This is a genomic window from Streptomyces griseus subsp. griseus (assembly GCF_003610995.1).
Taxonomy (GTDB): domain Bacteria; phylum Actinomycetota; class Actinomycetes; order Streptomycetales; family Streptomycetaceae; genus Streptomyces.
The window spans coordinates 6877595-6895511 of the sequence record NZ_CP032543.1 but is presented as its reverse complement, the minus strand read 5'-3'; the positions used below and the strand labels follow the sequence as shown (position 1 = coordinate 6895511).

Genomic DNA, 17917 nt, shown 5'->3' with positions numbered 1-17917 from the left:
GATCACAAGGGAATCGGGAGAGTCGGCCGCCTTGGCCGGGTCTGTGGCCGGATTCCGCCCCCTGAGCCCAACCGGCCGCGCTCTCCCGCCCCTTGGGCAAGGGGCGGGAGAGCGCGGCCGGTTGCGATGGAGAGCGCTCTCCGCAAGTGCTATAAAGGCGCTCATGACGGATGATCTGCGGTCGGCCGGAGCACCAACCCTGGAGGACGTGGCACGGGCGGCCGGTGTCTCGCGCGCCACCGTCTCACGGGTCATCAACGGTGTGCGCAACGTCGATCCGGCGATCCAGGAGGTCGTGCGGCAGGCGGTCTCCGTCACGGGGTACGCGCCCAACCGGGCGGCCCGCTCCCTGGTCACCCGGCGGGCGGACGCCGTGGCGCTGGTGGTGTCGGGGGCGGGCGTCGAGCCGGGGCAGGGGGGCTCGGGCTCACAGGCGGCCGGGGACGACGGCTCGTTCACCGCGCAGGTCTTCGCCGACCCGTTCTTCGGCCGGGTGGTGACCGGGGTGGTCAACTACCTGCGGCCGCGCGGGATGCATCCGGTGCTGATGTTCGCGGAGACCTCGCGGGCCCGCGACGAGGTGGTGGCGTACCTCCGGCAGGGCAGTGCGGACGGGGCGCTCGTGGTCTCCACACACGCCGAGGACCCGTTGCCCGGCCTGCTCACGGAGGCGGGGCTCGCGGCGGTGCTCTACGCGCGCCCCGCGCGCCCCGTCCCCATCAGCTACGTCGACCTCGCCCACCAGGACGGCGCGCGACTGGCGGCCGAGCATCTGCTGGCCCGGGACTGCCGCCGGATCGCGACGATCAGCGGCCCGCTGGACGTGCCGGCGGGCCAGGCGCGACTGGCCGGTTTCCGGGACACCATGGCGCGCCACGGGCACCCGTACACCCCCATCGTCGAGGGGCAGTTCACCCAGGAGAGCGGTGAGGCGGCGATGGAGCGGCTGCTGGCGGAGCACCCGGATCTGGACGGGGTCTTCGCCGCCAACGACCTGATGGCGATGGGGGCCTGCCATGTGCTGCGGGAGCACGGCCGCCGGGTGCCCGAGGACGTGGCGGTGGTCGGCTTCGACGACAGCAGCGCGGCCCTGGCGTGCCGCCCGCCGCTGACCACGGTCCGCCAGCCGGTGGAGGAGATGGCCGCCGAGATGACCCGGCTGCTCCTGGACCGGATGGCCCGCCCGTCCTCCCCCGCCACCTCGGTCATCTTCGAACCGGCTCTGGTGGTGCGGGGGTCCGCGTAGCGGCGGGGTCTTCCGTGCTCAACCCGCCTTCGTACGGCTGCGGTTGCGTACGGTCTCGGTCGCCGTCCGGGGTGGTGTGCCGGTGCCGTCCGGCCGGGTGCCGGGGGCCGGGCGGCTGCCGCCCCGGGTCAGGAAGTCGGCCAGCGGGAGCGTGGCGGCGCCGACCGTGACCGCGTCCGGGCCGAGGCGGCCCATCTCGATGGTGGTGCGGGCCGCCGCGTGGCGCAGCGCGTACTCGCCGGCGTACCGGCGGATCTCGGGGAGCAGGTGGGGGCCGAGCAGCAGACCCGCCCAGCCGCCGAGCAGGATGCGTTCGGGCAGGAAGAGGTTGACCAGGTCGGCGAGGGCGGCGCCCAGGCATTCGGCGGTCTCGTCGAGGAGGGAGAGCGCGATCCGGTCCGGGGCGGGCCCGCCGGGCGGGGGGTAGGCGGCGGCCAGGAGGGCGGCCAGCGCGGTCTCGTCGTCGGCGTCCTCGGGAGCGGGCCGCCCGCCTCGCGCCAGCGCTCGCGGAGCGCCTCCGCGCCGGCGTACGCCTCCAGGCAGCCGATGGAGCCGCAGCGGCACCGGCGTCCGCGCAGCTGGATGGTGGTGTGGCCCCATTCGAGGGCGAGGCTGGTGCGGTCCTCGGCGAGGATGTCGCCGTGGTCGACACAGGCCCCGACCCCGGAGCCGATGAGCGCGATGGCGGCGGCGCCCGCGCCCCGCCCGCCGCCGAACCACATCTCGGCGCGGCCGAGCGTCTTGGCGCCGTTGTCGATGAAGAGCGGCACCTCGGGCGGTACGTCGACGGCCTCACGCAGCAGCTGCTCGAAGGGGACCGCCTGCCAGCCGATGGTCTGGCCGTGGACGACGGCGGTGCGCCTTCCGTCGGGACCTTCGGGGCCTTCGCGTTCGATGATGCCGGGGACCCCGACGCCGATACCGAGCAGCCGGTGCGGGTCGGCGCCCGCGTCGCGCAGGACGTCGGCGACGCCCGTACGGACGTGGGCGACGATGCGGTCGACGTCGTACCCGTGCTGGGCCAGCAGCCTTTCGGTGCGGGCCAGTTCGGTCAGGGAGAGGTCGAAGAGCTCCACCCGTACCCGGGTCTCCCCGATGTCGATGCCGATCAACAGGCCGCCGTCCGGGGCGACTCTCAGCAGCGTACGGGGGCGGCCGCCGTCGGAGTCGACGATGCCGGCCTCCTGAAGGAGCCCCTCCGCGGCCAGTTCGGCGACGACGTTGCTGATGGAGCCCGAACTCAGCCCGGTGGCGGGTCCGAGCTCCTGGCGGCTCAGCGGACCGTCGAAATACAACCGTTGCAATACCCTCGCCCGGTTGCCCCGTCGCAGGTCACGCACGGTTCGTCTGTTGCGCTCGGCCATGGTGCTCCTTCCCGTCCAGGAACATACCCGGTCGCAGGCCTTGACGCGACCTTCCCTCACCTCTTAAATCACGGCATAAATTAAGTCATGGAGGCCGTTCGGTTCCCGAACGCAGCCACCCCCGGAAAGGGGCCACCTCTCATGCGTCACCTCAGAGCCGCAAGCGCCGTCACCCTCGCCATCGCCATCACCGCAGCCGCCACCGGCTGTGGCGGCGGGTCGACCGACTCGGGCGGCAACGGGTCCCGAAGACCCTCACCTACTGGGCGTCCAACCAGGGCCCCAGCATCGAGGCCGACAAGAAGATCCTCACTCCCGAGCTGAAGAAGTTCGAGAAGGAGACCGGGATCAAGGTGAAGCTGGAGGTCGTGCCGTGGGCCGACCTGCTGAACCGGATCCTCGCCGCCACCGCGTCCGGTCAGGGCCCGGACGTCCTGAACATCGGCAACACCTGGTCGGCCTCGCTCCAGGCGACCGGCGCGCTCCTGCCGTGGGACGACAAGAACTTCGAGGCGATCGGCGGCCGGGACCGCTTCGTCGACTCGGCGGTCGCCTCGGCCGGCAAGGAGGGCGAACCGCCAGCCGCCGTGCCGCTGTACTCGCTGGCGTACGCCCTCTACTACAACAAGAAGATGTTCGCCGAGGCGGGCATCGACGGGCCGCCGGCGACCTGGGACGACCTCGTCGCGACCGGCAAGAAGGTCTCCAAGGACGGCAAGTGGGGCCTTGGCGCCGAGGGCGGCAACCTCTCCAACAACATCCACCAGACCTTCGTGCTGGGACAGCAGCACGGCGCCGACTTCTTCGACAAGGACGGCAAGGCGACCTTCACCTCGGACGGTGCCGTCGCCGCCGTGAAGCAGTACATCGACTTCATGGCCAAGGACAAGATCATCGCTCCGGGCAACGCGGAGTACGCCCAGAACCAGTCCCTCACCGACTTCGCCAAGGGCAAGACCGCGATGGTCCTGTGGCAGGCGGCCGCCTCCACCTTCGCCGCCCAGGGCATGAAGCCGGAGGACTGGGGCGCGGCCCCGGTGCCGGTCCCTCGGGCACCCCGGGTACGGGCAAGCAGGTCAACTCGATGGTCGCGGGCATCAACATCGCGGTGTTCAAGAACAGCAAGAACCTGGACGGCGCGAAGCAGTTCGTGAAGTTCATGACCAGCGACGCGGAGCAGAAGCACCTCAACAAGACCTACGGGTCGATCCCGCCGGTCAAGGAGGCCCAGGCCGACGAGGCCTTCGGCGCCCCCGACCTGAAGGTGCTGCGCGACACCCTGGCCACCAGCGCCGCCCCGCTCCCCCAGGTCCCCAACGAGTCGCAGTTCGAGACGGCCGTGGGCACCGCGGTCAAGGAGCTGTGGGCGGACGCCGCCGCCGGACGTCCGGTGACGGAGGCATCCGTCAAGGAACGCCTCGAAAAGGCCCAGCAGACGATGCAGCAGTGAGGCCCTGACCCATGACCGCCACCGTCACCAGCCCCGAGGCCGAGCAGTCGGCCGACGGGGGTACGAGCCGGGGCACCGGGGGTGCGCGCAGGAGACTGCCGCGCATCCCCGACCGGATCCGCCAAGGCGGACTGCCCTATCTCCTGCTCCTGCCCGCCGTGCTGCTGGAACTCCTCATCCACATCATCCCGATGGTCATCGGGATCGTGATGAGCTTCCGTCAGCTCACGCAGTTCTTCATCAACAACTGGGGTGCGGCGCCCTGGATCGGCCTCGACAACTACCGCATCGCCGTCGACATCGACGCGCCGATCGGCGAGGCCCTGCTCCACTCCTTCTTCGTGACCTGTGTGTTCACGTTCTTCTCGGTCGGGTTCGCCTGGCTGCTGGGGACGGCGGCGGCGATCCTCCTCCAGGAGAGCTTCCGGGGCCGGGGCATCCTGCGGGCGATCTTCCTCGTGCCGTACGCCCTGCCGGTCTACGCCGCCGTCATCACCTGGGCGTTCATGTTCCAGCGGGACAACGGCCTGATCAACCATGTGCTCCACGACCAGCTGGGGATCACCGACGAGCCCTCCTTCTGGCTGATCGGCGACAACAGCATCTACACGCTGATCATCGTCTCGGTCTGGAAGGGCTGGCCGTTCGCCTTCCTCATGCTGATGGCGGGCCTTCAGAACATCCCGCGTGAACTGTACGAGGCCGCCTCGATCGACGGCGCCGGCATCTGGCAGCAGATCCGCAAGATCACGCTGCCCTCGCTGCGCCCGGTCAACCAGGTGCTGGTCCTCGTGCTCTTCCTCTGGACGTTCAACGACTTCAACACCCCGTACGTCCTGTTCGGGAAGTCGGCACCGGAGAGCGCGGACCTCATCTCGATCCACATCTACCAGTCCTCGTTCGTCACCTGGAACTTCGGCACCGGCTCGGCGATGTCCGTCCTGCTGCTGCTCTTCCTGCTGCTGGTGACGGCCGTCTATCTGATCCTCACCTCGCGCGGAAGGAAGGGCGCCGATGTCTAGCCTCACGCGGACCCCGGGCGCCGCCCGCTCGCGCTCCCGCTCCCCCATGGCCGCCCCGCAGTCCTTCCTGTGGACCCGCCGCGTCGTCCTCACGCTGCTGGCCGGCTTCGTCCTGCTGCCGGTCTACGTGATGGTCAGCAGTTCGCTGAAGCCGCTCCAGGACGTGTCGGGGAAGTTCCAGTGGTTCCCCTCCACCCTGACGGTCCAGCCGTACTTCGACATCTGGAAGACCGTTCCGCTCGCCAAGTACTTCGTCAACTCGCTGATCGTGGCGAGTTCGGCGACGGTGCTGTCGGTGACGATCGCGGTGTTCTCCGCCTACGCGGTGAGCCGCTACAAGTTCCGGGGCAAGCGGGTCTTCACCGTCACGGTGCTCTCCACGCAGATGTTCCCGGGCATCCTCTTCCTGCTGCCGCTGTTCCTCATCTTCGTCAACATCGGCAGCTCCACCGGCGTAGCCCTCTACGGTTCACGCGGCGGCCTGATCCTCACCTATCTGACGTTCTCGCTGCCGTTCTCCATCTGGATGCTGATCGGGTACTTCGACTCCATCCCCAGGGACCTCGACGAGGCCGCCCTGGTGGACGGCTGCGGACCGGTCGGCGCCCTCTTCCGCGTCGTCGTGCCGGCCGCCGTGCCGGGCATCGTCGCCGTCTCCGTCTACTCGTTCATGACGGCCTGGGGCGAAGTCCTCTTCGCCTCCGTGATGACCAACGACGCGACCCGCACCCTCTCCGTCGGCCTCCAGGGGTACGCGACGCAGAACGACGTCTACTGGAACCAGGTCATGGCCGCCTCGCTCGTGGTGAGCGTGCCGATCGTCGCCGGGTTCCTCCTCCTCCAGCGCTACCTCGTCGCCGGACTCACCGCGGGAGCCGTCAAGTGACCCCCGCAGAAAGGCAGCACGTGACCGACCTCGACTCCCTCCCGGCCGACTTCACCTGGGGCGTCGCCACCGCCTCGTACCAGATCGAGGGAGCCGTGGCCGAGGACGGCCGCTCCCCCTCCATCTGGGACACGTTCTCGCACACCCCGGGCAAGATCGACGGTGGTGACACCGGCGATGTGGCCTGCGACCACTATCACCGGGTCCCCAAGGACATCGGCCTGATCAAGCAGGTCGGCGCCGGTGCCTACCGGTTCTCGGTCGCCTGGCCGCGCGTCGTGCCGGGTGGCGACGGGCCCGTCAACAAGGCGGGGCTGGACTTCTACGACCGGCTGGTGGACGGGCTCCTGGAGGCCGGGGTCACCCCGTTCGCCACGCTCTACCACTGGGACCTGCCGCAGGTGCTCCAGGACCGGGGCGGCTGGACCGTACGGGAGACCTCGGAGCACTTCGCCGCGTACGCCGCCCAGGTCGTCGACCGCCTGGGCGACCGGGTCAAGGACTGGGCGACGCTCAACGAGCCGCTCTGCTCGGCGTGGATCGGGCACCTGGAGGGCCGGATGGCCCCGGGGCTCACCGACCTCACCGCCGCCGTGCGCGCCTCGTACCACCTGCACCTGGGCCACGGCCTGGCCGTGCGGGCGATCCGCGCGGCCTCCTCGGACGCCCGGGTCGGCATCGTGAACAACCTCAGCCCGATCGTGCCGGCGAGCACGAGCGAGGCCGACCTGGCCGCCGCCCGCCGCGCCGACGGCCACATCAACCGCTGGTGGCTGGACCCGGTCCTCGGGCGCGGCTACCCGCAGGACATGGTCGAGACGTACGGGGTCGAACTCCCGGTGCGGCCGGGCGACCTGGAGACCATCGCGGCGCCGCTGGACTGGCTGGGGCTCAACTACTACTTCCGCCAGATCGTCACCGCCGATCCGTCCGGCCAGGCGCCGGGCTTCACGCAGGTCCCCGTGGCCGACGGGCGCCACACGTACATGGACTGGGAGGTGTACGCGGACGGGCTGGAGCAGCTGCTGCTGCGGCTCACCGAGGAGTACGGCGTGGAGCGCATCTATGTCACCGAGAACGGCTCGGCCTACCAGGACACCGTGGCGGCCGACGGCTCGGTCCACGACCCGGAGCGTGTGCGCTACCTGGAGGAGCACCTCGCCGCCTGCGCCCGTGCGGTCGCCAAGGGCGCACCGCTGGCCGGATACTTCGCCTGGTCGCTGCTGGACAACTTCGAGTGGGCGTACGGCTACGACAAGCGGTTCGGCCTGGTCCACGTGGACTACGCGACCCAGCGCCGTACGGTCAAGAGCAGCGGTCGCCGGTACGCGGCGCTGATCCGGGAGCACGCGGGACGCCGCGCGGGGCTGGCCGTCTGAACCCACTCCCCGCACGCGAAGGCTCCCGGCCGTGGTGGTAAGCCGCCACGGCCGGGAGCCTTTTCACCGGGCGAGGAGCACGTCCCGCAGCCGGGCGCCGAACGCCCGGGGTCCTCGGTGAGGCCGATGTGCCCGCCGGGGACCTCCACCACCTCGGCGTCCACGTTCCGGGCCAGCCGCTCGGCCGCGACGGCGGGCAGGAGGGCACGGGAGTCCCGGCCGACGCCGACGACCAGCCGGGCGGAGGCGGCTCTGAGGGCCACGAGGTCGGGGACGTAACCGCTGAACGGACAGAGGACGTGCTCCAGGAAGACGGGCAGGTTGGCGTGCATCCGGCGGAAGGTGGCGGCCTGGGCGGGGGGTTGGGGGCTTTCCCCTCTCGGCCGCCCGCTCCGGGTCAGGGCTCTGCTCCCGGGTGGCGGCCTGTTCCGCGTTCCGCTCCGGGGTGCGAGCCTCCTCCGCGGTGGCGGCGGCCTGCTCCCGGTCCGGGGCCGCCCGCTCAGGACCTGGGGGCGCCGGCTCAGGGCCTGGGGCCGCCTGCCCCTCCTCCGGCGCGAGCCCCGCCGCCATCGTGGCCATCGCCGCCGGCACCCCGTCCCGCCGGAACGCCTCCCGTACGGCCGCGAAGAGCGCGCGACCCGCGTCCGGGACCGGCGGCTGCGCGACCACGGGCGGTTCGTGTGCGACGACCCGGCTCGGCCGGCCGGGGTGGCGGGCCAGGGCCGCCGGCGCGACGACGGCGCTCGAACTGGAGCCGAAGAGCGCGGCGGGAGCCCCGTCCGGCGACAGCAGGTCGACCAGCCGGACGATGTCGTCCGCGTGTGTCGCGGGCGACTGGTCCGTCACCGGGCCCCGTCCAGCAAGCTGCGCGAGCAGCCGCGAGGGTCGTAGGTGGCCACCGTCCAGCGGCCGGAAGGGGCCACGCTACGAGGGGGAAGGCCGTGGCGGCCACGGATTTCCGTGGCCGCCACGGCCTGTCCCACCGCACCGGCAGCGGGGAGAAACGGTGCGGCAGGTCTCGCCGTCCGGCGGGTCAGCTGCGGTAGACGCCGAACTCGTAGAGCGAGTTGCCCCACGGCGTGCCGCGTTCGGAGGTGTGCACGCGGACGTACCGTCCGCTCCCGGCGACCTCGATGTCATCGATGCCGCCGTTGCCCGCCGTCTCGGTGTGGACGGTGGTCCAGTCCTCGCCGTTGTCCGAGGTCTGGACCGTGTAGCCCTTGGCGTAGGCGGCCTCCCAGGCCAGCTGTACGTGGTCGAAGGAGGTGGTGGCGCCCAGGTCGACCTGGATCCACTGCTGGTCGGCCCACTCACTGGCCCAGCGGGTGTCGAAGGACCCGTCGACGGCGTTGGCCGCCGGGCAGGGGCAGCCGGTGCTGTCCGCCTGGAAGGTCGAGGCCGTGGCGGTCCTGCCGAGCGCCAGGTTGACCCCGTCGACCTGCGGCGGCACCACCTTGAGGGACGTGGTCTCGATGCCGACGTTGCCCTGGCCGTCGGTCGACTTGAGGTAGACCTTCCAGACGCCGAGCCGGTCCGGGGCGGTCACGTCGAAGGTGCCGTCGCCCCGGTCGGTGAACTCCGCCTCCGTCAGGCTGCCGTTGCCGTCGACGTACTTGGAGCTGAACAGCACCTGGTGGCTGAGCGCGTCGCCGTCCGGGTCGGTGACGGAGGCGCTCACCCGGAAGGTCCGGCCGGCCGGCACGGCGGTGGCGTTGTCGACGGTGAACCCGCTGATGACGGGCGGGGTGTTGTCACCGGAGGTGGAGGCGCCGTACGCCTCCTTCACCGCGTAGTACGAGAGCCGCTTCTGGCCCGCGGGGAGCAGGTTGAACCAGACACCCCCGAAGTCGTACTCGGTGCCGTAGTGGAAGAGCGTCGCCCCGAGCGAGACCCCCGGGTGGCCCTGGACGCAGCCCCAGGCGCTCTTGTACCCCGCCGCCTTCTCCACGTCGGTGGGCTCCTCCGGTACGCCGTTGGCGTCGTCCGGCACCTCCCACTCACCGGCGGGCCCGCCCTCGGTGACGATGTAGGGCTTGTCGTACCCGCCTTGCTCCCAGGTGGAGCGGATGTCGCAGACGGCGTCGTAGGAGTTCACGGCGTACAGGTCGAGGTCGGGCGCGTTCTTCTTGTAGTACGGCCAGGCCCCGGTCCAGGCGTCGGTCGAGGTGACCGGGTGGTTCGGGTCGACGTCATGGATCTTCTTGGCGATCTCGTTGACGAACGAGGTGTAGGCGTCGCGCTGCTGCTCCAGGGCCTCACCGCTGTAGCAGTTCTGGAGGCCGAGCACCGACTCGTTGCCCACGTTCCACATGAGGACGCCCTCATGGTCCTTGTAGGTCTCCACCCACTTCGGGAACTCGGCGAGCATGTCGTTCCTGTAGGCGGTGTCCGTCAGGTAGTTCACGCAGCCGCCGCTGCCGGGGCCGCCGCCGGGCTGGAGCCAGAATCCGGCGATCACCTTGATCCCGTTGGCCGCAGCACTGTCGAGGAGGGGCTTCGTGGTGGCGTCGGTGCCCCACGTACGGATGGTGTTGACGCCCATCGACTTCACATCGGGCATGTACTGCCCGGCGTCCGCGACGGACGGGCCCCAGGTCAGGCCCTTCACGGTGTACGGCGAACCGTCCACGGTCAACTGCCAGTCGCCCTGGGTTCCGGTCACCTTGACGACACTTCCCGCCGCGTGGGCGGCGGGCGCCGGAAGGGCGGCCACGGCCCCGGCCAGAAGCGCGGCCGCGGCGAGGCGCGCGGTGGCCCGGCGCCGTGTGTGGGGGGAGCGTCGGAGAGGGGGGAGGTTCATGGGGGGAGAGCTCCTCAGTGGGGAGAGGACAGGGAGAGCACAATGGGAGAGCGCTCTCCCTCGTAAGCGGACTGCACCCACGGGGGAGAGCGCCCAACGGTCGGTCAGGCGGCCACGCCGGTCAGCGCCGCAGCCGGTAGTTCTCGTCCAGGACGGAGCCCCGGCCCGGGTTGTTCTGGTCGTAACCACGCGGGTCGCACTGGAGGCCGCCGACGACACAGTGGTCGACCATGGCCTTCAGCGTGGCGTTGTCCCAGGCGTTGAAGAAGTCGTAGTGGAAGGAGTAGCCCCTCCCACTGGCCAGTCTCACCTTCGACATGTCTCCGTTGACCGGCCACGCCATCTTGAACTCGATCATCGGCAGGGCGACCGGGTGGCTCGCCGGGCAGACGTCCTGGTTGGCACCCGTCACGATCGGATAGGCCATGTGGGCCTTGTGGTCCGGGGTGTCCAGGTACTTCCCGTCCCAGCAGCTGGGCGCCTGCATCCGCAGGTTGAGCTGGGTGTCCCGGCTGGTGGGGCAGGTCGCCGGGATGTCGTAGTTGTGGAAGCTCTCACCGCACTCGAACCCCTCGACCGTGCCGGGGTGGTCGCGGAACTGCTCCTTGGTCTGGGTCGGGCTGCCGACGACGAACCGCAGCCCCTTGGGGAAGGGCCGCACCGTGCGGTAGTCGGTGACTCCGGCCTTGTAGTAGATCACCTGCGGTCCGGTCGGGCGGATCTCCTGGTTCCCGTTGTAGAGGGTCGGCATCCAGTACGCGGAGAGGTCGCCCACCGCCAGACAGGCCGTACCGCCCGCGCTCAGCGAGGCGGTGGTGCTGCTGGCGTTGGTGGTCCTGTTCCCCATGAACGTGTGGTCGTGCGAGGCGCCGGCCTGCCCCGGGTAGACGATCGGGTCGTCCGGGGCGGTGTGGGTGGCCGAGCAATTCGCCTGGAACTCGTGGAAGTAGCGGTGCGGCGGTATCTCCCGGGACGGCGTCACACCGGTGACCGGGGGATTCGCGGGGATGTAGCCGTCGCCGTCGGGGTCGTCCCCGAAGGCCACCGGCTTGGCGGGCGCCATCTTGTGCCCCTGCATCACGTGGGACGCGGCAGCGGGGGGATCGGCCGCGGCCGGGGAGGCCGCGGCCGTGCCGGCCCCGGCGTTCGTGATCACGCTCAGCCCCAGGGCCACCAGGGCCAGGGCGGTCGCCACGATCAGCGCGGACACCAGGGTCGTTCTGTTGAGTCTTGTCACCATGCGGACCTCCATACCGCTCTGCATCCATGCACATCGGGTGCATGGTGGGGGGAGAGTTGAGCTGGTGGTGCAGCCGGGAAGGGCCACCGCCCCAGAGCGTCCACGAGGCCGGAAAGCGGCCGGAGACTGTCTGGGAGAGCGCTCTCCAAGGCGCTGTCAGTGTTGCGTCGAGGCTGAGAGGGTGTCAATAGCTTGTGAACGATGCGCCGCGCAAAGGGCGTTGAGGTAACGGGCCAATGCGACGGCGGGTGGCGAATCGCCCGGAAGGCGGGTACGCGTGCGGGCGGCCACCGGCACACGGAAGCGGCCCCACCCGTGGGCGGGGCCGCTCGGGCACCTGTCGTACGCGTTCACCTCGCCCACGGGAGCCGGCCGTGCGGCTCCCCCGGATCAGGCGGTGTGCAGCCTCAGCCCGTACCGGTTGAGGATCTCGTTGATCGGCTGGTACCAGGTCTCACCGCCGCTGGAGCAGTTGCCCCAGCCGCCCGAGGTGACACCCTGGGCCTGGTCGCCGCTGATGAACGACCCACCGGAGTCGCCGCCCTCGGCGCAGACGCTGGTCTTGGTCATCTGGTGCACGGCGCCCTGGCTGTAGTTGACGGTCTCGTTCTTGGCGAGGACCCGGCCGCAGTGCCAGCGCGTGGTGGAGCCGGAGCGGCAGATCGAGGCGCCGATCGGGGCCTCGTTCGAGCCGCGCACCAGTTGGTCGGAGACGGTGCCCCAGCCGAGGACGACCGGGACGGTCCACCAGCCGCTGCCGACGTTCACCCAGGCGTAGTCGTCGCCGGGGAAGGACGAGCCCTGGAAGTTGCCGATGTAGGAGTTGTCCCAGCCACGGACCTGCTGCCCGGCGCGTCCGCAGTGACCGGCGGTGACGAAGCCGCCGTGCACCGAGAAGCCGATCGAACAGCGGACGTTGCCGGTGTAGTACGGGTCGCCGCCGACGGTTCCGGCGGCGAAGGTCTGCGGGGCCCCGGCCGTCCGCTCCACGGTGACGGGCCCGGCCTTGCGGGCCTTGGCGACGAAGGCGCGGACATCGTTGTCACCCTGCGCGGAGTCGACGACGTTCACGACGACACGGCTGGTGGCGGGGTCGACGCGCCAGCTGGCCACCCCGTCGGGCGCGCTCAGGGCGTCGATGCGCTTCATGGTGGCGTCGAGTCGGGCCGCCGAGTTCTCGACGATCCGGGTCTGCGCGCCGGCGGCCCGTACGGCACCGGCCTTGGCGGCGTCCGTGACCGCCACGGTCAGCTTGCCGGTCGCCGGGTCGAACCACGACCCGGCGTAGGCGGAGCCCGCGGCGCGCTGCGCCTTCGGCTCCAGGGCCGTCGCCGCCTTCTCCTCGGCCAGCCGCGTACGGGCCTGACCCTCGGTCAGGCCGAGGTCGCGCTGCATGGCGGAGAGCAGGGCCGCGGAGGCGGGGAGCTCCGCGGAGTCGGTGGGGGCGGCGGAGGCGGTCGACGGGCCGACGGCGGTCCAGGCACCGAGGACCAGGAGCGCGGACAGGCCGGTCCGCAGAACGGTTGCGTGTCTCAAGGGAGTGACCCTTCCTGTTGTTCCAGCGACGTGGGGGTGGAACGGGAGGCATCCGGGAGTACATCCGGATCGAGTTTTTGAGAGCGCTCTCAGATGCGTCGTCCCGGACTGTAGCGGAGTTCTATAGGCAGGTCCATGCCAATGACGAGAGGTGGTACGGAGACCTTCCCACCCGGTCGCGAGAAGACCGCGTACCGGGTTTGAGTAGGCGTACTCATCCGGCCTCACGGCTTCCGGTCCTACTGTCACAGGAACACAGGGCAGCACCACTCCGAGGAGCAGACCATGGCCGGATCACGCCGCAGACAGTGGAGAGCCGCCGCCACCTGTGTACTGGCAGGTTCGCTGGTGGCCCTGGTGAGCGCCTGCGGGGTGGTCACCACCAAGGAGGACCGCCGGGCGGCGGAGGAGCTGGCCGACAAGCACTTCCCCGGGCAGATCAAGGCGATCGGGGCCCGCACCCTCTTCCCGGGCACCGGCGGCTCCGAGGTCACCTTCGCGGTGGCCGACGACCGGGACGCCGTGGTCCGGCTGCGCATCAACGCCGAGAAGGGCACCTGCGACGGCAAGGAGTGCGCCGGGGTGCTCAAGGAGGCCGTGGCGCGCGGACGGGCGGAAGCGGACGCCTACCGGATCCTGCGGGACGCGTTCGACGCGTGCGGCTACGAGGTCATCGCCCTCGGCTCCCCCGGCCCGGCACCGTACGTGGTGGCCGAGCTGACCAACGCCACCGTACAGCGGGAGCTGGCCGGCATCGGCGGCTGCGTGCAGCGCTGGGTCGCGGCGAGCGGAGCCGACAGCCCGCTCGCGAAGGCGAAGGCCTCGTACGTGAACGTGGTCTCCCCCGCCGTCGCCGAGAAGCGCAACCGGGGCAAGGAGTCCTGGCCCACCATGATGCGGCTGACCCGCGGCAACCTGATCGCCTCCCTCACCAAGCACACGCACCACGCGGCCAGTTACGACATCGTGGACGGCCAGGTGGACACGGCGGGCAGAGCCCGCGTGATCCGGCCCTTCAAGGAGAGCCAGGCGTTCGGGAAGACGGTCCAGGACGCCGTGCGGGAGGAGCTGCGCGCCACCTACCCGAACGTGGTCATGACCACCTATCAGTGGGTGTGGCGCCTGGAGCCGGGCCGGGTCGACCGGCAGACCGGCTATCTGCTCTTCTGCCCCGAGCCGGACGAGCGGGGTCGCTGCGTCAACAGCGACGACGCGGTCCTGGTCACGGCGGACGAGCACGGCAACCCGGTCGGGAAGATCCGTATCGTGCACGACGTACGCGAGGGTACGGGGGCGCTGCGGCTGCCGCCGTACTAGGCCGTGTCACGGGGCCAGCAGGGGCAGCCCCGCCGCGTCCCACGGACCACGGAACGCGTCGGTCTCCCGGGCTTCCTCCCCGGCCGCACGCCACACCCGCACCGCACTCCCCTCTCCGCCGCCGCCCAGAGGAGCCCAGCCCGGGTCCCCGTGGGCGGCGAACCCGGCCCAGGCGCCCGCCATGCGGTGCGACAGCTCGTGGTCGGCCGGGCCGGGCGGGCCGCCCATCAGGAAGTGGAGGTTCTCGTCGTGGAGGTTCCCGAAGGCGAAGGGGATGTCCGCGCAGTGCCAGGCCCGCACCCGTCCGCCGTCCCCGCCGCGTCGGCGGTCGAAGCGGGAGAGGAAGGTCCGTCCGCCTGACCGGGCGTGGGCCTCGGCGAGCCGGCTGCTGTACTCGGCGAAGAGCAGGTCTCCGTACAGGGCGAGATAGACGTCGAGGGCGGGAGCGGGGCCCGGCAGGCGGTCGCGGTAGGCGTCGACGAGCTGCCGTGACAGGCCGAAGTCTGCGGCGAACGTGCCGAGTTGCTGTTCCGTGGTGACCTTGGCGCTGCTGCCCACCGCGTCCAGGAGCCAGTATTCCTCCGTCGTGTGGCAGACCAGCAGCTCCACCTCCGCCCCCTCGGCGGCCGACGCGTCCAGCGGGTCGGAGGGCAGGAGAACCCCGTCGGCGACCGGGCCGTAGATCGCCGGATCGTAGTGGCGCTGCCCGGAACCGGGATCCTGCCGGTAGCGGTGGGCGACCTGGTCCGAGGCGGTCACCAGCGTCCGCGGTGCGGCGGCGAGCAGCCCCGCACGGGTGGCGGGCACCCCGGCCGCAGCCGCGACCTCGGCGGTGGTGCGGGCGGCCTGTCCGACCGTGGCGCAGGCGTTGACGGCGCTGTGCACGATGGCTCGGTGGAAGAGCCCGCGCGCCCGGTCGGCCGCCATCAGGCAGGCCACGGAGGTGGCCCCGGAGGACTGTCCGGCCAGGGTGACGCGCCCGGGTGAGCCGCCGAAGGCGGCGATGTTGTCCCGTACCCATTCCAGGGCGGCGATCTGGTCCAGCAGCCCCCGGTTGTCGGGGCAGGCGGGCCCCTCGTCGTCGGCGGGGACGTGGCCGAACCCCTCGAAGCCCAGGCGGTAGTTGAGCGTGACGACGACGAGCCCCCGGGCGGCGAGGGCGGTGCCCTCGAAGTCGGGCTGGGCGGAGGAGCCGAAGACGTACGCCCCGCCGTGGATCCACACGAGCACCGGCAGACCGCCGGACCCGTGGGCAGGCGCCCAGAGATTCAGCGTGAGGACGTCCTCGTCCCCGGGCGACCAGACCGGGGAGCCGGGCAGTTCGGCGGACTGGGGCGCCACGGGGCCGTACGCGGTGCACTCCCGTACGCCGTCCCAGGCCCGCGCCGGACGTGGCTCCCGGAACCGGTCGGCGCCGAACGGCGGTGCGGCGTAAGGGAGTCCGCGTACGGTCACGATCCCCGGGTCCCGCTCGGAGCGCCGCCCCCGCACCCGTCCCGCCCGCGTGGTGAACACATCCACGGCTGCCGCTCCCCCGCCCTGCTCCGCCCGCCCGGCGTTCGGGCGCGCGGTGGCAAGGATGTCAGCCGGGCCGCCCGGCGACCAACGCCATTTCGCAGGTGGGCGGGGTGGGCCCGGGACCCGGTCGCCTACTGGCCGATCAGTTCGCGCACCGTGGCCATGTCGCTGAAGGGCAGCAGCTCGTCCCCGACGATCTGGTGGGGCTCGCTCCCCTTGCCCGCGATGAGCACGATGTCGGCCGGTCCCGCCGAGGCGAGGGCGCAGGCGATGGCCGCACGGCGGTCCGTGAACCGTTCGAACGGCGTCCCGGTGGCCGTGATGCCCGGTGCGATCTGGTCGAGGATCGCCTCGGGGTCCTCGTGGCGGGGATTGTCCGAGGTGAGGACGCACAGGTCGGAGTGGGTACCGGCGATGGTGCCCATCTCGGCGCGCTTGGTGGTGTCGCGGTCGCCGCCGCAGCCGAAGACGGTGATGATCCGCCCCTTGGCGAAGCCCCGGACCGTGGTCAGGACCTTGTTGAGGGAGTCCGGAGAATGGGCGTAGTCCACGATCACCGAGGTTCCCCCGGGGTGTGGAGGCGCTCGAAGCGGCCGGGGATCTGCGGCATCCGGTCCAGCGCGTCGACCAGTCCGGCCAGGCCGTGGCCGAGCAGATGGCAGGCGGCCACCGTCGCCAGGGCGTTGGAGACCGAGAACCGGCCCGGGGACGGGATCGCCGCCGGGTACTTCCGGCCGTCGTGGTGCAGGGTGAACCGGGTCCCCGCGGCGTCCACCACCAGATCGGTCGCGCGGTAGTCCGCCGGGCCGTCCAGCGCGTACGTGGTCACAGCGTCGGGCATCAGCTCCCGGATGCCGGCACCGACCGGGTCGTCCGCGTTGATGACCGCGCGCCGGCACAGCCCCTGGAAGAGGCGGAGTTTGGCGTCCCGGTAGTGCTCCATGGTGCCGTGGTCGTCGAGGTGGTCCTGCGACAGATTGGTGAAGACGCCCACGTCGACGAAGGTCCGGTCCAGACGGTGGGTCAGCAGGCCCATCGAGGTGGCTTCCAGGACCACGCTGCCGGCCGCGCTGTCCCGCATCCGGCTCAGCAGGTACTGGAGGTCGGGCGATTCGGGGGTGGAGAGCGCGGAGGGCGGCATCGGGATCGGTTCGTCCCCGATCCGGCTCCCCGCCGTGCCGATCACCCCGACCCGGGCGCCCTCGGCGAGCCGCAGCACCGACTCGACCATGTACGAGACGGAGGTCTTGCCGTTGGTCCCGGTGATCGCGATCAGGTCCATCGCACGGCCCGGCTCACCGAAGTAGCGCGAGGCGATGACGGCCGCGGCCTTGCGGGCGTCCGGCACCCGGATCGCGCACACGTCGCCCGCCGACGCGGGGAGAGGTGGGGCCTGGGCGTCGACGACGACGGCTGCCGCGCCGCGGGCGACGGCCGGTGCGACGGCGTCGGGACCGCCGGCCGCGTGGCCGGGGACCGCCACGAAGACCGAGCCGGGGGTGACCCGGTCCGCGTCGAACGTCGTACCGGCGGTGATCCGCGTGCGCTCGGGACTTCCCTGCAGTACGTGGTGGTCCTGCCCGGCCAGTAGGTCGCTCAGCTTCACGGTGGTCCCTTCGAGTGCGGCTCGGCCCGTCTCAGCGGCCGTCGCCGGGCGGCGGCACGGGCGGAGGCGCCGTGTGCCGCGTGATGCGTGATGCGTGATGCGTGATGCGTGATGCGTGATGCGTGACGTAATCAGTCAGGTGTGGTGCGCGTGATCGGTGTGCCGAGCCGGGGGCCGATCGCGCATCCGGCGCGGGCCGGGGGCGGCGGCTCGCTCCGGCGCGGAGAGGCCGGAGTCGTTCGTGGGAGGGGCGACGGACCGGGGTGTCGGCCCGGGTCCGCGGAGGCCGAAGACCGCTAGCCGTGGCCGTGCAGCGCGGTACGGCCCGTTCCGGGCGCCGCGTCGGCGGGCACCGGTGCGGCGGCGGGGGGCCCGTCCGGGGGCAGCGCGGAGGCGGCCCGGTGCGGGCTCTTCCTCGGTTCGGCGCTACGACCCATGAGCCGAGTGTACGTCCGGCCCGACGTGCCCCGGTCCGCTCGGGCCGGACCGGGGCACCCCCTCGGGGCGGAGCGGGCCACGTCCTCGCGCCGGACCAGGGCCCCTCAAGGCGCGT

11 protein-coding genes and 3 pseudogenes are annotated in these 17917 nt (G+C 71.5%); 6 read left to right on the top strand and 8 right to left on the bottom strand.

All coding sequences use genetic code 11. The features are described 5' to 3' along the window. Positions 1–163: 163 nt before the first annotated feature. Positions 164–1246 carry a LacI family DNA-binding transcriptional regulator gene (locus D6270_RS30845; RefSeq protein ID WP_109162429.1) on the top strand — a complete coding sequence of 361 codons (1083 nt, stop codon included), beginning with the start codon at positions 164–166 and terminating at the stop codon, positions 1244–1246. Positions 1247–1264: 18 nt separating this feature from the next. Here the strand turns inward: D6270_RS30845 and D6270_RS30840 are convergent. Further along, a pseudogene (locus tag D6270_RS30840) lies at positions 1265–2610 on the bottom strand (ROK family protein). 141 nt (positions 2611–2751) lie between these two features. Here D6270_RS30840 and D6270_RS30835 point away from each other — a divergent pair. The 4 genes and pseudogenes from D6270_RS30835 to D6270_RS30820 all read left to right on the top strand — a co-directional run bounded on the left by D6270_RS30835 (position 2752) and on the right by D6270_RS30820 (position 7347). Next, positions 2752–4060: pseudogene (locus D6270_RS30835) on the top strand (ABC transporter substrate-binding protein). 11 nt (positions 4061–4071) lie between these two features. Further along, the gene (locus D6270_RS30830) at positions 4072–5082 is read left to right on the top strand and encodes a carbohydrate ABC transporter permease (protein ID WP_109162432.1); all 1011 of its coding nucleotides are present in this window, start codon (positions 4072–4074) and stop codon (positions 5080–5082) included. Further along, positions 5075–5968 carry a carbohydrate ABC transporter permease gene (locus tag D6270_RS30825; protein WP_109162433.1) on the top strand — a complete coding sequence of 298 codons (894 nt, stop codon included), beginning with the start codon at positions 5075–5077 and terminating at the stop codon, positions 5966–5968. The genes D6270_RS30830 and D6270_RS30825 overlap by 8 nt, the downstream gene beginning before the upstream one ends. 20 nt (positions 5969–5988) lie before the next feature. Continuing rightward, positions 5989–7347 carry a GH1 family beta-glucosidase gene (locus D6270_RS30820; protein ID WP_151414742.1) on the top strand — a complete coding sequence of 453 codons (1359 nt, stop codon included), beginning with the start codon at positions 5989–5991 and terminating at the stop codon, positions 7345–7347. On the opposite strand, the gene D6270_RS33490 is transcribed toward D6270_RS30820, so the two are convergent. From D6270_RS33490 to D6270_RS30800, 4 genes are all read right to left on the bottom strand, one after another. Beyond that, positions 7251–7679 carry a hypothetical protein gene (locus D6270_RS33490; protein ID WP_225976995.1) on the bottom strand — a complete coding sequence of 143 codons (429 nt, stop codon included), beginning with the start codon at positions 7677–7679 and terminating at the stop codon, positions 7251–7253. The genes D6270_RS30820 and D6270_RS33490 overlap by 97 nt on opposite strands. A gap of 701 nt (positions 7680–8380) precedes the next feature. Further along, positions 8381–10147 (bottom strand): discoidin domain-containing protein, encoded by a 1767-nt coding sequence (locus D6270_RS30810; protein ID WP_109162435.1) that lies wholly within the window; start codon positions 10145–10147, stop codon positions 8381–8383. 121 nt (positions 10148–10268) lie between these two features. Then, a complete protein-coding gene (locus D6270_RS30805; RefSeq protein WP_109167204.1) occupies positions 10269–11387 on the bottom strand; it encodes a DUF1996 domain-containing protein in 1119 nt (372 codons plus the stop codon). A gap of 390 nt (positions 11388–11777) precedes the next feature. Next, positions 11778–12923: a S1 family peptidase gene (locus tag D6270_RS30800; RefSeq protein WP_109162436.1), complete on the bottom strand. Its 1146-nt coding sequence runs from the start codon at positions 12921–12923 to the stop codon at positions 11778–11780. 285 nt (positions 12924–13208) lie between these two features. Here D6270_RS30800 and D6270_RS30795 point away from each other — a divergent pair, with 285 nt between their 5' ends. Continuing rightward, the gene (locus D6270_RS30795; RefSeq protein WP_109162437.1) at positions 13209–14240 is read left to right on the top strand and encodes an SCO7460 family lipoprotein; all 1032 of its coding nucleotides are present in this window, start codon (positions 13209–13211) and stop codon (positions 14238–14240) included. A gap of 6 nt (positions 14241–14246) precedes the next feature. Here D6270_RS30795 and D6270_RS30790 read toward each other — a convergent pair whose 3' ends face one another. The 3 genes and pseudogenes from D6270_RS30790 to D6270_RS32625 all read right to left on the bottom strand — a co-directional run bounded on the left by D6270_RS30790 (position 14247) and on the right by D6270_RS32625 (position 17801). Next, complete coding sequence (locus D6270_RS30790; RefSeq protein WP_109162438.1) at positions 14247–15761, bottom strand: carboxylesterase/lipase family protein; 1515 nt, start codon at positions 15759–15761, stop codon at positions 14247–14249. 128 nt (positions 15762–15889) lie between these two features. Next, a pseudogene (locus D6270_RS30785) lies at positions 15890–17364 on the bottom strand (UDP-N-acetylmuramoyl-L-alanyl-D-glutamate--2,6-diaminopimelate ligase). A 296-nt stretch (positions 17365–17660) separates the two neighbouring features. Continuing rightward, positions 17661–17801, bottom strand: coding sequence for a hypothetical protein (locus D6270_RS32625; protein WP_158650559.1), 141 nt, complete (start codon positions 17799–17801; stop codon positions 17661–17663). Positions 17802–17917: the final 116 nt, after the last annotated feature.

What these genes read in the sequence shown, in the direction of transcription:
- D6270_RS30805 (WP_109167204.1), bottom strand. Translation starts at nt 11,387, where the DNA reads ATGGTGACAAGACTCAACAGAACGACCCTGGTGTCCGCGCTGATCGTG.
- D6270_RS30795 (WP_109162437.1), top strand. Translation starts at nt 13,209, where the DNA reads ATGGCCGGATCACGCCGCAGACAGTGGAGAGCCGCCGCCACCTGTGTA.
- D6270_RS30830 (WP_109162432.1), top strand. Translation starts at nt 4,072, where the DNA reads ATGACCGCCACCGTCACCAGCCCCGAGGCCGAGCAGTCGGCCGACGGG.
- D6270_RS33490 (WP_225976995.1), bottom strand. Translation starts at nt 7,679, where the DNA reads ATGCACGCCAACCTGCCCGTCTTCCTGGAGCACGTCCTCTGTCCGTTC.
- D6270_RS32625 (WP_158650559.1), bottom strand. Translation starts at nt 17,801, where the DNA reads ATGGGTCGTAGCGCCGAACCGAGGAAGAGCCCGCACCGGGCCGCCTCC.
- D6270_RS30810 (WP_109162435.1), bottom strand. Translation starts at nt 10,147, where the DNA reads ATGAACCTCCCCCCTCTCCGACGCTCCCCCCACACACGGCGCCGGGCC.
- D6270_RS30845 (WP_109162429.1), top strand. Translation starts at nt 164, where the DNA reads ATGACGGATGATCTGCGGTCGGCCGGAGCACCAACCCTGGAGGACGTG.
- D6270_RS30825 (WP_109162433.1), top strand. Translation starts at nt 5,075, where the DNA reads ATGTCTAGCCTCACGCGGACCCCGGGCGCCGCCCGCTCGCGCTCCCGC.